Annotated in this window: 16 protein-coding genes and 2 tRNA genes; 10 read left to right on the top strand and 8 right to left on the bottom strand. The window is 67.0% G+C overall.

Translation table 11 applies throughout. The features are described 5' to 3' along the window. Positions 1-7: 7 nt before the first annotated feature. Positions 8-670: a rhodanese-like domain-containing protein gene (locus MARKY_RS01845; protein ID WP_013703171.1), complete on the top strand. Its 663-nt coding sequence runs from the start codon at positions 8-10 to the stop codon at positions 668-670. Further along, positions 667-1,428 (top strand): sulfite exporter TauE/SafE family protein, encoded by a 762-nt coding sequence (locus MARKY_RS01840; protein ID WP_013703170.1) that lies wholly within the window; start codon positions 667-669, stop codon positions 1,426-1,428. The genes MARKY_RS01845 and MARKY_RS01840 overlap by 4 nt, the downstream gene beginning before the upstream one ends. Before the next feature lie 69 nt (positions 1,429-1,497). Here MARKY_RS01840 and MARKY_RS01835 read toward each other — a convergent pair whose 3' ends face one another. Both MARKY_RS01835 and MARKY_RS11765 read right to left on the bottom strand, forming a co-directional pair. Further along, positions 1,498-3,189 carry a b(o/a)3-type cytochrome-c oxidase subunit 1 gene (locus MARKY_RS01835; protein WP_013703169.1) on the bottom strand — a complete coding sequence of 564 codons (1,692 nt, stop codon included), beginning with the start codon at positions 3,187-3,189 and terminating at the stop codon, positions 1,498-1,500. Position 3,190: 1 nt separating this feature from the next. Continuing rightward, positions 3,191-3,304, bottom strand: a complete 114-nt coding sequence (locus tag MARKY_RS11765) for a cupredoxin domain-containing protein (protein ID WP_281004375.1) — start codon at positions 3,302-3,304, stop codon at positions 3,191-3,193. Between the two features lie 126 nt (positions 3,305-3,430). Here MARKY_RS11765 and MARKY_RS01830 point away from each other — a divergent pair, with 126 nt between their 5' ends. Further along, positions 3,431-4,531, top strand: a complete 1,101-nt coding sequence (locus MARKY_RS01830) for a transposase (RefSeq protein WP_013703168.1) — start codon at positions 3,431-3,433, stop codon at positions 4,529-4,531. 1,100 nt (positions 4,532-5,631) lie between these two features. On the opposite strand, the gene MARKY_RS01825 is transcribed toward MARKY_RS01830, so the two are convergent. Together MARKY_RS01825 and MARKY_RS01820 are read right to left on the bottom strand one after the other, a co-directional pair. Continuing rightward, positions 5,632-6,033, bottom strand: a complete 402-nt coding sequence (locus MARKY_RS01825; protein WP_013703166.1) for a cupredoxin domain-containing protein — start codon at positions 6,031-6,033, stop codon at positions 5,632-5,634. Between the two features lie 3 nt (positions 6,034-6,036). Beyond that, the gene (locus MARKY_RS01820; protein WP_013703165.1) at positions 6,037-6,144 is read right to left on the bottom strand and encodes a cytochrome c oxidase subunit 2A; all 108 of its coding nucleotides are present in this window, start codon (positions 6,142-6,144) and stop codon (positions 6,037-6,039) included. Positions 6,145-6,311: 167 nt separating this feature from the next. On the opposite strand from MARKY_RS01820, the gene MARKY_RS01815 reads away from it, so the two are divergent. Beyond that, the gene (locus tag MARKY_RS01815) at positions 6,312-7,433 is read left to right on the top strand and encodes a sensor histidine kinase (RefSeq protein WP_083804407.1); all 1,122 of its coding nucleotides are present in this window, start codon (positions 6,312-6,314) and stop codon (positions 7,431-7,433) included. Next, positions 7,430-8,056, top strand: coding sequence for a response regulator (locus tag MARKY_RS01810; protein WP_013703163.1), 627 nt, complete (start codon positions 7,430-7,432; stop codon positions 8,054-8,056). The genes MARKY_RS01815 and MARKY_RS01810 overlap by 4 nt, the downstream gene beginning before the upstream one ends. Before the next feature lie 152 nt (positions 8,057-8,208). Here MARKY_RS01810 and MARKY_RS01805 read toward each other — a convergent pair whose 3' ends face one another. Both MARKY_RS01805 and MARKY_RS01800 read right to left on the bottom strand, forming a co-directional pair. Then, the gene (locus MARKY_RS01805; RefSeq protein ID WP_013703162.1) at positions 8,209-8,883 is read right to left on the bottom strand and encodes a hypothetical protein; all 675 of its coding nucleotides are present in this window, start codon (positions 8,881-8,883) and stop codon (positions 8,209-8,211) included. Positions 8,884-8,927: 44 nt separating this feature from the next. Next, on the bottom strand, positions 8,928-9,455 hold the full coding sequence (locus tag MARKY_RS01800) for a DinB family protein (RefSeq protein ID WP_013703161.1): 528 nt from the start codon (positions 9,453-9,455) through the stop codon (positions 8,928-8,930). A gap of 63 nt (positions 9,456-9,518) precedes the next feature. Here MARKY_RS01800 and MARKY_RS01795 point away from each other — a divergent pair, with 63 nt between their 5' ends. The 5 genes from MARKY_RS01795 (at position 9,519) to MARKY_RS01775 (ending at position 12,247) form a co-directional block, all read left to right on the top strand. Beyond that, on the top strand, positions 9,519-10,310 hold the full coding sequence (locus MARKY_RS01795; RefSeq protein ID WP_013703160.1) for an enoyl-ACP reductase FabI: 792 nt from the start codon (positions 9,519-9,521) through the stop codon (positions 10,308-10,310). Between the two features lie 169 nt (positions 10,311-10,479). Next, a complete protein-coding gene (locus MARKY_RS01790; RefSeq protein ID WP_013703159.1) occupies positions 10,480-11,043 on the top strand; it encodes a superoxide dismutase family protein in 564 nt (187 codons plus the stop codon). 57 nt (positions 11,044-11,100) lie between these two features. After that, positions 11,101-11,901, top strand: a complete 801-nt coding sequence (locus MARKY_RS01785) for a chlorite dismutase family protein (protein ID WP_013703158.1) — start codon at positions 11,101-11,103, stop codon at positions 11,899-11,901. Positions 11,902-12,054: 153 nt separating this feature from the next. Continuing rightward, positions 12,055-12,143: transfer RNA gene (locus tag MARKY_RS01780), tRNA-Ser, on the top strand. Positions 12,144-12,155: 12 nt separating this feature from the next. Beyond that, positions 12,156-12,247, top strand: a tRNA-Ser gene (locus MARKY_RS01775). A gap of 43 nt (positions 12,248-12,290) precedes the next feature. Here MARKY_RS01775 and MARKY_RS01770 read toward each other — a convergent pair. Continuing rightward, positions 12,291-12,944 (bottom strand): S4 domain-containing protein, encoded by a 654-nt coding sequence (locus MARKY_RS01770; protein WP_013703157.1) that lies wholly within the window; start codon positions 12,942-12,944, stop codon positions 12,291-12,293. After that, positions 12,935-13,906, bottom strand: coding sequence for a hypothetical protein (locus MARKY_RS01765; protein WP_013703156.1), 972 nt, complete (start codon positions 13,904-13,906; stop codon positions 12,935-12,937). Before MARKY_RS01765 ends, MARKY_RS01770 begins: the two co-directional genes overlap by 10 nt. Positions 13,907-13,920 lie beyond the last annotated feature (14 nt).

Below are 13,920 nucleotides of genomic sequence, written 5' to 3'. Positions count from 1 at the left end.
GAACCCCATGAGCTTCACCCAAACCCAGCAGATCACCCCAAAGAAGGCTAAGGAGCTCCTTGACCAAGGCGTGCCCTTCATCGACGTGCGCGAGGTGGAGGAGTACGCCCAAGCCCGCATCCCGGGCGCGAAACTGATCCCCTTGTCGGAGTTCACCACCCGCGTTGCGGAGATCCCCAAGGACACTCCCGTGGTGCTGTACTGCCGCAGCGGGAACCGCAGCGCCCAAGCCGCTGCCTGGCTCGCCATGATGGGCTACCGCAACGCCCTCAATCTCGAGGGCGGCATCCTCGCCTGGTACCGCCAAGGCCTCCCCCTCGACACCCAGCCGATCGAGGCCGCCTACCAAGCTACGGCCTACCACGAGCTCACCCCCCACGAGGCCGCAGCCTGGGTTCGGGAAGGCGCCGTAGTGGTGGACGTGCGGGAACCCTTCGAGTACGCGATGGGACACCTGCCCGGCGCGTTGAACATCCCGCTCGGCCAGCTCCCCAACCGCCTCGAGGAACTCCCCAAGGACCGCCGGATCCTCCTGGTCTGCGCCTCGGGCAACCGCTCCAGCGCCGCCTGCGAGCTGTTGCTCGAGCACGGCTTTGCTGGGGAGCGGATCGGAAACCTGGAGGGCGGCACCTACGCCTGGATCACGGCCGGGTTGGAGGTTGAACGGTGATCCTAGCCTGGATCGGGGCGGTGCTCATCGGGCTCTCCCTTGGGCTGCTCGGCTCGGGAGGTTCGATCCTCACCGTGCCCATCCTGGTCTACCTGGTGGGGGAACCGGAGAAGCTCGCCATCGCTGAGTCCCTGGCCATCGTCGGCCTGATCAGCCTCGCCGCCGCGCTGCCCTATGCGCGCAAGGGCCTGGTGGACTTCCGCAACGTCCTTTGGTTCGGGGTGCCCGGCATGGCCGGCACCTACCTCGGGGCCTTCCTCTCCCAGTTCGTCTCCGGCGCACTTCAGCTCGCCCTGTTCGCCTTCGTGATGCTCCTCGCCGCCCGCTCCATGGCCCGGCCGCCCCGCCTCGAGGCCACGCCCCGCGCACCGCGGCCGTACTGGAAGATCGCGCTGGACGGGCTCGGGGTGGGCGTCTTGACGGGGCTCGTGGGGGTCGGGGGCGGATTCCTCATCGTCCCGGCCTTGGTTCTCCTCGGGGGACTCCCCATGCACCAAGCGATCGGAACGAGCCTCGTGGTAATCGCGCTGAAGTCCGCTGCGGGATTCTACAAGTACGCCCTGCTCCTCCCCGCCCAAGGGTACGCGATGCACTGGGAGCTGATCGGGCTATTTAGCCTCCTCGGGTTCGCGGGCAGCCTCCTCGGCGGCCGCCTCGCCTTGCGCGTGCCTCAGGCAAGCCTGCGCCGTGGGTTCGCCGGGTTCCTGGTCGCGATGGGAGCCTTGATCCTTGTGCGGAACCTTCCGGACCTGTTGTAGCCCTTCCTTCCCACCCCCCCTCGTAAAGCGCCCCCCGGCAAGCGGGGGGCGTGGTTGTTCTTCAAAGGGCTACCACAAGCGCATCCCGGGCGCGGCAACCATGTTGCGGAACAGGCCAACCAGGGTGGGCAAGTACACCACCAGCACCAACGCGAGCGCGATCCCGAACCACAAACCCACCCGGTCCATAAGGCGCACGCTCCGGCGTCCCTCAGGGCCGGAGAGCACCTCCGCAAAGGGCACCTCCTCCCACGCCTCGCGGGCGTTTCGCCGGGACTGGAGCAGGGTCGCGAAGAAAACGTAGAAGAACATCGCCGCCGCAACGAGCAACACCACCCCGGCGATCGCGTTGAACACCATGGGTACCGCCGCTTGCGCGTACACACCCTCCTCCGCCATGTTCGAGATCCAGGTGCGGCGCGGCACGCCCAACAGGCCCATCCAGTGCAGCCCCAGGGCCATCACCATCATCCCGATGAACCACAGCCACACCGAGGCGAGGGCCACGCCCGGCTTCACCAAAGGCTTACCCGTCAGGTGGGGCAGCAGCCAGAAGCTCAGTCCCATGAACGACAGCGTGACCATCGTAGCGACCTGCAGGTGGAAGTGCCCCACGACCCAGGCGGTGTTGTGCACCACGTAGTTCAGTGAGAAGCTGGCGTTCACAATCCCCCCAGCTCCACCCGGGATAAAGGCGATAAACGCCAGCAGAAAGGCCGCCACGGTGGGGTTACGCCAGGGCAGTTTCGGAATCCATCCCAGCACCCCCCGCCCGCCGCGCACGCGGCCCGCGAACTCGAGGGAGGCCCCCACGGTAAAAGCGGTGATCAGGCTGGGCACCGCCACCATAAGGGTCAACACCGTGTGAATCATCTTCCAGGTCGGGCTAATCCCGGGATCCGCAAACTGGTGGTGGAAGCCGACCGGCGTAGAGAAGAGGAGGAAGGCCAGGAAGACCACGCGCGCCAGGGGATCCGAGACGAGCTTCCCGCCCGCAAACCGTGGCAGCATGGCGTACGCCGCGATGTATACCGGCAGCAGCCAGAAGTACACGATGGGGTGGCCCGTCCACCAGAACAGGGTGCGCGCCACGAGCGGGTCCACGCCATCCTTCCAGGCGATGCCTAGAGACCAGGGAATCAGGAAGACTGCGGCCTCCACCACGAGCCCGATCGAGGCCAGCAGCCACATCAACCAGTAGGTGACGCTCATGTAGGTTACGAGGGGCGTGACCTGGCCCGGGTGCTGCCGCTTCCAGCGGAGCCACATCTCCAGGGAGACGTAAGCCGTGACCCAGGTGGAGAGCACGATCAGCGCGGCCCCCACGTAAAAGGCCCAATGCCCCTGAAGGGGCGGGTAGAAGGTGAAGAGCACGGTCGCGTCGTCGGTCAACAGGGGCACCGCCGCCATCACTAGACCAACGAGCACCATCCACCACGCGATCCAGGACAGTGTGAGGTTGGGGCGCACCCCGAGCTCACGGGCCTGCAGGTACGGCACCACCCCTTGCGCGAAAAGCTGAGTAAAGACGATGGCGTTCAGCACCCCGTGCAAGGTCAACCCCTGGTAGTACGACTTCACCAGGGGCTCGAGCAACGGGTACAGATTGATCCCCGCGTAGTTCAGGGCCTGCAACGGCCCGAAGAGCGTGCCGATCAACAGGGCAACGAACCCCAAAACGACGAAGTACAGCGCGACCTTCTTCTCCGGATGAGCCGCGTACGGCGTCGCCTCCGCTTGGCTTCGCGTCGCTACCGCCATCTCACTCCTCCACGATGATCTTCCCCAGCATGTTCTGGTGGCCGATGCCGCAGTACTCGGTGCAGATGATCCGGTAGACTCCGGGTCGGTCAAAGCGGGTGCTGACCTTGGCCACCTCACCTGGAATGACTCATGTAAAAAAGTCGGTTGACTCAAAACTTGCACTTATGCACCCTGGGGATACCTATGCGCCAGGACCACTTGAAAGGGGCCGCTGGTTTCCCGTCTGATGACGGGTGCCATGACCCAAGCGGCCCTGTCCCTACTTTGGACCCTCCTGGCCCTTTTGCCAAGCCCCCACCTCCAGGAATCCCTCAAGGCCCTGCTCTTGCTCCTCCTCCACGGCCACGGCAAGGCCAGACCCCAGCACAGCCAGGTCAAGTCCCCCTCCGCCCTCTCTCGCTTCCTCAACCGCTACCCCTGGCCCACCCGCGCTCTCATCCGCCTGGCAAGAAAAGAGGCCGAGAAAGCCCTGGACCGGGCCAGAAAGAAAAAAGGCCCCAAGCCCCGTCTCCTGGTGGTCCTGGACCTAGTCACTCTGGAGAAGCGGGGCCGTTTCCAGGCCCTGCCCCTCTCCTTTTTTCACGGCAAGTGGGGACTCCATCTGGTGGTCCTCTACCTCGTCTACGGAGACCTCCGCATCCCTTGGGCCTACCGCCTCTGGCGGGGCAAGGGGGAGAAGGCCCTCTCCCGCCTGGCCCTAAGCCTCCTGGCCTCTCTGCCCCCCTGGATGCGCCGGGCCTTCCGGATACGGGTGGCCGCGGATGCGGCCTTTGGCACCACCCGGTTCCTTTTCGGGGTGAAGCGGTTGGGTTTTGAAGCGGTGGTGGGGATGCGGCGGGACCGGAGGCTGCGGGAAGGGGGGAGGCTTGGGGACCTCAGGCGGCAGGGGAGCCGGGTCTACCTTTGGGGGCTTTCCTTCCCGGTCTGGGTGGCCTGGTACCGCTACCCCCTGCCCCAAGGGGGCTGGGAGTGGCGGTACGTGGTGGCCACCTTTCCCGCCACGCCCCGGACGGCGCTCACTTGGGGAAAGAGGCGGTTTGCCATAGAGCACTTCTTCCGCGCCGCGAAAAGCGAGTTCTCCCTGGGGCAGTTTGGGCAGCGGACGGCTTTGGGGGTGCACCGTTTTCTGGTGCTTTCCCTTCTGGCCTACCTGTTGGCCCACTGGGTGGGCATGGAGGGGGAAGGAAGCTGGCGGGAGGCCAGGGAGCGGGCGGCGCGGGTTCTCTTGCCTGAGCTCGTGGTGCAGGTCGCCCTGCGGGAGCTCTATGCCCTGGGTCTCTGGCCGCCGGGGGGAGGGGGTGAAGGTTTATGCGGGATATGCGGGAGGTGCAAGTTTTGAGTTGACCCTTTTATCCTCCCCACCAGGGGCCTCCACCAGCACTCTGGGGAAAGAGTTCCCGTAAGCCTTTCCCAGGGGCTCTTTTCCCCAATCCGCCGATGCCGCATCCGGTAAAGCCCCACCATCAACCAGGATTCCCCCACCTCCAGGCTCCGCAACACCCTCCGCCTGCGCCGCCGCCACAATCGCCCATGCCCTACCTCCGCCACGTTGTTTGTCCAAGGAGGCGGTACCTCGGCCCCCCAAGCCTCCTGCAACCCCTCCCAAGCCCGCACCCAGCCCCCCAAGGCCTTACCCCACCGGGGCAGAAGCTCCTTCCAAAAGAACGCCTCCCTCTCCCCAGGCCCAAGCCCCCGCAGCACCCTCAGACCCTCCCGTATCTCCCCCCACGCCTTCCGGTCCACCTTGGCCCGTACCTCCCGCATCAGGTGGAAAGCGCACCGGGCCCAAAGCAGCCTCCGCCCCAACCAGCCCAACGCCTCCCCTACCTCCTGCGCCCCGTCCGAAACCACCCCCAGCCTTGGAGGTAACCTCCAAAGGAGCTCCCGCACCCGCTCGTAACGCCGCCGATGGCCAAGGTCTCCCCACAGCGGGCAACCCGTCCAAGCCTCAAAGTAAAGGTACCCGTACCCCTTGGGGCCCCGGCCAAAGGCCCATTCATCCACACTCCCCCAGTACACCCGCCCTCGGAGAAGACGGTTCTCCCGCTGAAGGAGCCGTTTGGCCCTGGCCCCCGCGGACCTGAGCCAGCGGAGGCGGGTGGGACGGGTGAGGGGGAAGCCCAGGTTCTTGGCGAGATCGTTTTGGACGCTTTCAGGGGCGCGATGGCTTGCGAGGATGAGGAAGTGCTCCTGGATGGAGATCGCGTACCAGCGGCTTCTAGGGCAGTCCTCCGGGTAGAGAGCTCGTTTCTGGCGCTTGCATTGGGCGCAGCGGATCCGTTTGACTCTGACTTCCTGGATGCCCCGAAAGGTGCGCAGCTTGCGTCTGCGGTAGCCCCCGCTCTCCTCACGGGTGGCTCCGCAGTGGGGACAGGGTACGATGGAGCTCGGGGAGTCCTCAGTCGGCTTCATGGCAGAACCAGACTAAGGGCTCCCCTCTTACTCAACCGAGTTTTTTACATGACCCCCTGGAATGATCTGGACGTTGATGTTGGTGTTCTCCACTAAGAACCCGTGCTGTACGTCCGGGCTGGTGACGTAGAAGGTCACCTCCGCACCCTTCGGCACCCGTACCTCCCCCGGCACAAAACTGAAGGCCTGGGCGATCATGTAGACCCGGTAAGCGTTCGGCCCGACCTGCTCCACCCGCGGATTGGCGAACTCCCCCTCCAGTCGTACGCTCCGCGGGTCTACCCGATTCACGGTGTCCGGCACGTAGGAGGCGAAGTTCGAGACGGTGTACCCGGTCAACACGAGAAAGACCAGGATCATAGTCAGTGCAAAGACGATCCAGCCACGCTCGTAGCGCTCGAGGGTTTTCGCCAGTTTCTTCTCCTCCATCGCTCACCCCCGGGAAAGGAAGAGGTAGAACACCCCAAACCAAAAGATCAGGATCGTGGCGGTCAAGAAGGCGATGAGTGCCAAGGTGCCTGTTGGTTTCCCCTCTTGCATGACCCAGACCTCCCTTGCCGCAAGCGGCCAACTCCCCAGGAGTTCAGCCTAAATTCAAGCGTAGGCGAGCAGCCCGGGAAGTGGCAGGGACAAACGTCCAGGGGATACTTCTCGGTTGTAGGAGTTTTTCGGACATTCAACGTGGGAAAACCCCCTATGCTGGAGGTATGGGCGTGTGTCGAGTGGCGGAAGGGGAGCACGCGCGACCCTGGCCCCGGACCGAGGCGGAACAGCGGACGCGCGAACTGGAGACCCTCCAGCGCCTCGCGCAGGCAACGCTGCGCAGCCTGGAGCCGCGCGAGGTGCTGCAAAGCGCCCTCGCAACCCTGGTGCACACCGGGTGGTTCCGCTGCGGCGAAGCCTTCATCACCGGTACAGCCGGGCTGGACACCGTGGCGGTCGGCACCTGCCCCTACACCGACCTGAAGGCCTGCGCGCTGCGCCCCGCTCTCCTCGAGTGGGTGCGGGAGGCCCTTGAGGCGAAGGAGGTGCGGCAGGTGCAGGGCTGGCAAATCGTGCCCATCGACGCTGAAGCGGCCATCGCCGTCTCGGGCGGTCAGGTGTCCCGGCCCTTCCTCAACACGGTCGTGGAGTGCATCCGCGCCGCGTTCGAACGCGCGCGACTCTACACCGCTCTCAAGGAAAAGGAGGCCCAACGCGCCCGCCTCTTCAAGGCTCTACTCAACGCCCAGGAGGAGGAACGCACGCGCATCTCCCGCGACCTACACGACCAGGTGGGCCAGGCCCTGACCGGCATCATCCTTGGCCTCGAGGCCGCCCTCGCCGACCCGAATCCGGCGCGCCTCGAGGGCCTTAAGGAACTCGCCGGAATGACGCTCGCGGACGTGCGGCGCATCGCGCTGGACCTGCGGCCTTCCGTATTGGACGAGCTGGGGCTGGAAGCCGCCCTCAAGCGGTACACGCGCGAGGTCGGGGAACGGTACGGCCTTGAGGTGGAGCTGGTGGCCCGCCTGCCCCTTCGCCTCCCCCCGGAGATGGAGACCGTCCTCTACCGCGTGGCGCAAGAGGCCCTCACCAACGTGGTGCGGCACGCGCGGGCCCAGCGGGTCTCGGTGGTCCTGACCGCGCACCGGGACGCGGTGCAGCTCGTGGTGGAGGACGACGGCGTGGGGTTTGATCCCCGCCGGGTCGCCTCCACACGGCTGGGGCTCGCGGGGATGCGGGAACGCGTCGAGCTGCTGGGGGGCCAGTTCCGGTTGGAGAGCGCACCGGGTGCGGGAACGACCGTGTACGCCCGGCTGCCGCTCAAACCGGGAGGACGCGCATGATCCGCGTGTTTTTGGTGGATGATCACCCGGTGGTGCGCGCCGGGATCCGGTTCCTGCTCGAGGCCAAAGGTCCTGTGCAGGTGGTAGGAGAGGCCGAGAGTGGCGAGGAAGCCCTCGAGAAGATCCCCCTGCTCAAGCCCGAGGTGGCGGTGCTCGACCTTTCGCTTCCCGGAATGAGCGGGATCGAGACCGCGAAAACCCTGAGAACGCGGGCCCCCGAGGTGCGCCTTGTGGCGCTCTCGATGCATGAGGACCCTGAGTACGTGCAGAGCTTCTTCGAGGCCGGCGGACAGGGGTACGTCCCTAAAAGCGCGGTGGAAGCCGAGCTGGTGGACGCGGTGCTCGCCGTGGTGCGGGGAGAGTACTACGCTCCCGCCCGACTCCTTTCACGGGTTGCGCGCGAGATGGCGAACCCTCACGCGCGCGAAGCCAAGCTGACCGAGCGCGAGCTGGAGGTGGTCCGGCAGATCGCGGAGGGCAAGACGTACAAGGAGATCGCGGAGCACCTGGGGATCAGCGAGAAGACCGTGGCGACCTACCGCGAGCGGGCCGCGGAAAAGCTCGGTCTGAAGACCCGGGCCGAGCTCGTGCGGTGGGCCCTTGAACGCGGGCTGCTCGGCTAAGCACGCCACCGTGGCGTTCATCACGATGGGGACCCCAGGGGGACCGCACGTAAGGCTCAGCAGGGGTCCGTGTGGGAGGTTTAAGGGGCGATCCTTGGATGCGCGCGAAACGGGGGCGCATAGCGCCCCCTGATCGGCCCTCCGGTCCTACATTACTCCTCGTCGCCCCCCAGGAACGGCCCGTGCCAGGTGTGCACCCACACCTCCCCGGTAAAGGCGTTCACGCTCAGCATCCCCTCGACCGTCTCCCGGCCGAAGTCGAAGGTGTAGTACCCGCTAAACGCCTGCGCCGCCTTCACCTCCGCACCCGGCAGGTAGTCCGCAAGAAACCCCTCCGCCAGCGCCTGCGCCGCCTCGAGGTCGTACCGCACCGCGCCCAGCGGCGCGCCCATAAACCCCGCCCGGGCGTTCCACGTCATGTTCGGCCCCGGCTCGGGAAAGACGTTCCCGGTGTACCGGTCCACCAGGACCTCGCCCAGTCCCTCACCCCGGGCGTTCACCACCTGGGCGTAGTAGTTGTTGCTGAACACCATCACGTCCCGGATCTGGGCGTCGGGGCCCAGCCGCGCCGCGTACGCCTCGAGCAGCCGCTCCGCCTGCTCCTTCGGGATCGGCTTCGCCGTGGCCGGGTAGACGGCCATCATGCCCATGCCGCCCCCCATGCCGCTTGAAGGGCCTCCCATGCCTGTGGTTCCCGGGAACCCTCCCATGCCGCCGCCCATCATGCCGCTGCCGCCGCCCATCATGCCTTGGGCGGCCGCGAGGCCGAGCAGGGCCAGGGTCAAGAGGCTCGCGCCGATCCAGGTCTTGGAGTTGCGTTTCATCATTCCCACCTCCGACCCTACCCTACGGGGGTATGGTTAAGCTTGTATCAAGACGGTCCACTCACGATCCGGCGGAGCTGCCGGAGATGGTGCCGCTCATGAAACGCCGCGACCCGCAGCCACCCTAGAGCGGTCAACGCCCCGAAAAACGGGTGCGGGAACGTCACCGGAGCCTCGAGCACCTCCTCGCTCGCGTGTACCTCGGCGAGCAGGAACGCCCGGGCCGCCCCGAGCATCCGCAGCACCTCCGCTCGCGACAATCCCCCCTTCGGCGCGACCACCTCCGGCGCAACCGCCCGCCCGTCGGGGCGGAAACGCCCCGGCGCCACGCGCACCTGCGGCAGCGGCTCCCCCCCAACCGCGCGCCGAAGCCGGCGGATCACTCGTGCCGCCGAGTCCTCCACCCGCGCGATGTGCTCGAGCACCTCCGCCGCACACCACGCCTCCGGCTCCGGCTTACGGAAAAACCTCGCCTCGTCCAGCCCCTCGACCACCTCGAGGACCTCGCGCCGCGAACGCTCGAGGTGCCGCAAGCAGTTGTGCATGTTCCCGTAACGCGTCAAATCCACCCGCATCGTTTCCTCCGTTACACCCAGTCTATGCCCCCAGCGCCCCGGTCCGGTTAAGATACGGGACGTATGGTGCGCATTGACCTCTCCGGTAAACGCGCCTTGGTGATGGGCGTGACCAACCAGCGCAGCCTCGCGTGGGGCATCGCCGAGAAACTGCACGAGGCTGGGGCCGAGCTCGCGTTCAGCTACCAAGGCGAGCGCCTCAAACCCATCCTCGAGCAGCTCACCCAGAAGATCCCGGACCGTCGGCTCTACCCGTGCGACGTTACCCGCGAGGACGAACTCAAGGCCTTGTTCGCCGACCTCAAGGCGGCCTGGGGGGGGCTGGACTACATCGTGCACTCCATCGCCTTCGCGCCCCGCGCCGCGATGGAAGGCCGCTACATCGAGACCCGGCGCGAGGACTGGTTGACTGCGCTCGAGGTCTCCGCGTACTCCCTGGTCGCCGTCGCGCGCGAGGCCGAACCCCTCCTCAGCGAAGGCGGTGGCATCATCACCCTGACCTACTACGCCTCGGAGAAGGTCGTGCCCAAGTATAACGTGATGGGCATCGCGAAAAGCGCCCTCGAGGCGAGCGTGCGGTACCTGGCGTACGACCTGGGCAAGAAGGGCGTGCGGGTCAACGCGGTCTCGGCGGGACCGGTGCGCACCGTCGCGGCGCGCAGCATTCCTGGGTTCATGAAGATGTACGAGCGCGTCGCCTCGATCGCGCCCCTAAAACGTAACATCAGCCTGGAGGAGGTTGGGAACCTGGGGCTCTTCCTCCTCTCCCCCCTCGCCTCGGGCATCACCGGGGAAACCGTCTACGTGGACGCCGGATACCACGTGATGGGCATGGACCTGGAAAGCGAGGCCTAACCCCCCAAGTCTCGCGAACCGGGGCCCCGGCCTGCGCGCCGCGGGCCCCGGCAGGGTTCCAGGAAGGTCCGGTCCTCCGGTGGTAAGATAGCGGGGTACCGCGCACAGCCGACCATTCCGCAACGCGCTTAGATTTCCCCATATTTCCCGGATTGAAGGAGGTATTCGCATGAATCGAAGCATAGGACTCTTGATCCTGGCCGTCATCATAGCGGCGCTCTTCCTCGTGCTGCGCCGCTCCCCCGCCCCTAACCCGCCCGCCGCCGCCAGCCCCACCACAACCGAAGCCCTCGCACCCCTCGCCCCCACCTCAGGCAGCAGCGTCCAAGGCACGGTGCGCTTCACCCAAACGGACCAAGGGCTTCGGATCGTAGCGGAGGTGAGCGGCCTCGAGCCGAACACCCAGCACGGCTTCCACATCCACGAGGTCGGGGACTGCAGCGCTCCGGACGCCTCGAGCGCCGGCGGGCACTACAACCCCACGGCCTCCGCGCACGGCAGCCCCGACAGTCCGGAGCACCACGCGGGCGACCTGGGAAACCTCGAGGCCGGCGAGGACGGCCGTGCCCGCTACGAGCGCACCATGGCGGACCTTGCCCTTGAGGGCGGCCTGGCCTCCGTCCTGGGCCTGAGCGTGGTCGTGCACGCGAACCCGGACGATCTCACCACTCAACCCTCGGGGAACGCGGGGCCTCGAGTGGCCTGTGGCGTGATTGAGGCCGCGGAGGGGTAGCAAACGTGAGGTGCACGGGACGACCGTCCCTTCGGGGTTCGGTAGTATAGGAACGGTATGGCAGAGCGACCCGAACGCCCCAAACCCCAGATCCGCGAGTACAACGAGCGGCCCACCCGCCGCATGACCGATATGGACCCCGCGGGCCTCGTGGTCAAGAAGGAACCCGACCGGGCCAAGCGGCAGTTCATGAACTACGCCTTCTTCAAGCTGGACCCGGCCTTCCGTCGCCTCGAGCCGAGCGAGAAGGAGCGGGCCAAGGCCGAGTTCGCGGAGGTCGTGGAGCGGTGGGCGGAGCGCGGCGAAGGGTTCATCGTGCGCACCTACTCCCTGGTGGGGGTGCGCAGCGACGCGGACTTCATGATCTGGCGCATCGCCTTCGATGTGCGTGAGTTCCAAGCGATGCAGCGTGAGCTGAACCGCACGCACCTCGCGGGGTACCTGACCCAACCCTACTCCTTCCTCTCCATGCAGAAGCGCTCGATCTACGTGGATCGCTTCAATCCTGAGGGGGAGGGGGTCGAGCTCCGGCCGGGCGAGGGGCAGTACCTGTTCGTATATCCCTTCGTCAAGAAACGCGACTGGTACCGGCTCACCCCCCAGACCCGCCAGGGCATGATGGACGAGCACATCTACGTCTCCGCCCCGTTCGAAGGCGTGCGCCTCAACACCTCGTACTCCTACGGCCTCGACGACCAGGAGTTCGTGGTGGCCTTCGACTCCAACTACCCCCAGGAGTTCGTGGACCTGGTGCACCGCCTGCGGTTCACCGAGGCCTCGATGTACACCCTGCGCGACACCCCCATGTTCACCTGCATTAAGAAGGAGATCCGCGAGATCATGGACGACCTGGCCTAACGCGGTGCGTTCGCGCCGAGCCTCCCCCGCCTTCGGGCGGGGGATCGCGTTTGCCTCGAAACCCTCGCCGCCCGATCCCCCCAGGGCCGTACGAGAAGACCCAAGCCGCCTTGACAAACCCAGCCGCGGTTCGCCATAGTATAGGGTGCGGCCGGAGGGTTGGCCGAGCGGTCGAAGGCGGCGGTCTTGAAAACCGCAGTGGGCAACGCCCACCGGGGGTTCGAATCCCTCACCCTCCGCCAGAACAGCAGCGTGGAGAGGTGGCCGAGTGGTCGAAGGCGGCACCCTGCTAAGGTGTTGTACCGGGCAACCGGTACCGCGGGTTCGAATCCCGCCCTCTCCGCCAAAACAGCGGGGCCCATCACCGGCCCCGCAAACGCATTCTTGGCTCACCGCTCTAGCCGCACCTCGAGCTTCACGTTCCCCCGCGTGGTCCGGCCCAGCACGCGCAGCACCGTGAGTTGGCCGAGCCCCTCAGCCACCAGCACGTCCCCCTCGGCCACCACGTCCTTCGCCCGCGCGACGCGCCCCCCGATCCGCACCTTCCCAGCCTTCACCCCCTGCACGAAGTAGTTGCGGGAGGTGCCGAACCCCTTGGCGCCCACCACGTCCACGCGCAGGGACGGCACCACCACCACCCGCTCCCGCGTACGACGCCGCGCCGCCTGCGGAAGCTCGCGCACCTCGAGGCCCGCCGCCACAAGCTGCTTGCGCCCCTTCTCGGTCGTCACCACGAGCACCCCGTCCTCCGTGGCCCGCACCTCACCCCGGAGGGCTGGGTCGAGCCAGGCCTGCACCCGCGCCTCGAGGTCCCCTTCCCCCACGACCTCGAGGACGCGCGTGGGGTCGCTCACCGCGGGCACGTGCCCGGGGTACAGCACGCCCACGCGCCGCGCCGCGCCGGGCAGGCCCCCGAACCAGGCGAGGCGCACCCCCTCCCGCTCCGCGAGAACCTGCAGGCGCGCCTGGTCCTCCGGATCCAGAAACGGGGTCTCGACCACGCGCCCTCCGCGGGCGCGCTTGATGAAGGCGATCACGTCCATACCCTCATGGTAGCGTGCCGCTCGCGATCGCCTCCCAGTTCACCTTCCAGACGCGCACCGCGCCGTCCTCGAGCCCCGCCACGAGCCGCCGCCCATCGGGACTGAAGGCCACCGTCCCCGTACCCCTCGAGAACCGCCGGGGCCTCAGCCGCGCCGAGGGCCCACAGCCGCACCGTGCGGTCGCTCGAGGCCGAGGCGAGCCGCGCCCCGTCCGGGCTGAACGCGACCCCGTAGATCAGGTCCGCGTGCCCTTTCAACACCGCGCGTTCCCGGCCGGTGCCCACCTCCCACAACCGGATCGTGCAGTCGAAACCCCCAGTGGCGAGCAAGGTACCGTCGGAACTGAAGACGAGGGAGCGCACCGCGCCAGTATGCCCTTGCAAAACCATGACCTCGCTGCCCGAGCACACCCCCACACGCTGCTCCACGCGCCGTCCCAGCCCGCGCACCGTAAGGTCGTATACTCCGGCGGGCACACCCTCGGCCTTCCACCGCACCCCGGTCTTGCGGTAGCCGTGTACCTCCAAAAGGGGAATGTCGATCACGCACTCGATCGGCAGGCACTGGATGATCAGGGTGCCGACCTGGGCCTTGGGCTCGCCCACCACAGCCTCCCCTTCCTCGGTGATCCGCAGCTTGAGGGCAAACCGCTCCACCCGGTACACGAGCACCCGCCCGGTCTCGACCGTGATCGCGCCCTCCTGAGGGTAAAACCCCTCCTTGACCAGGCGTAGCGTGTGTGGCCCGGCCGGCACGTTCGGAATCACGAGCCCCCCCACCGCCTCGCGGGTCAAGCCGACAAAGGTATCGTCCAAGAACACCTGTACGCCCGGCTCCGCCTGGACCTGGATATGCCCCACCCCGCCCTGCGCCACCCCCAGCCCCCCGAGCGTGAGCCAGGCCCACACCCAAAGGACCGCCCGTCCCCAGCGCCACAAGTTGCCGCGCCCGCGTGCCGTCATGAGCACTTCAGGGT

This window comes from Marinithermus hydrothermalis DSM 14884, assembly GCF_000195335.1.
GTDB classification, from domain to species: domain Bacteria; phylum Deinococcota; class Deinococci; order Deinococcales; family Marinithermaceae; genus Marinithermus; species Marinithermus hydrothermalis.
This window is presented reverse-complemented; position numbering and strand designations above follow the sequence as displayed.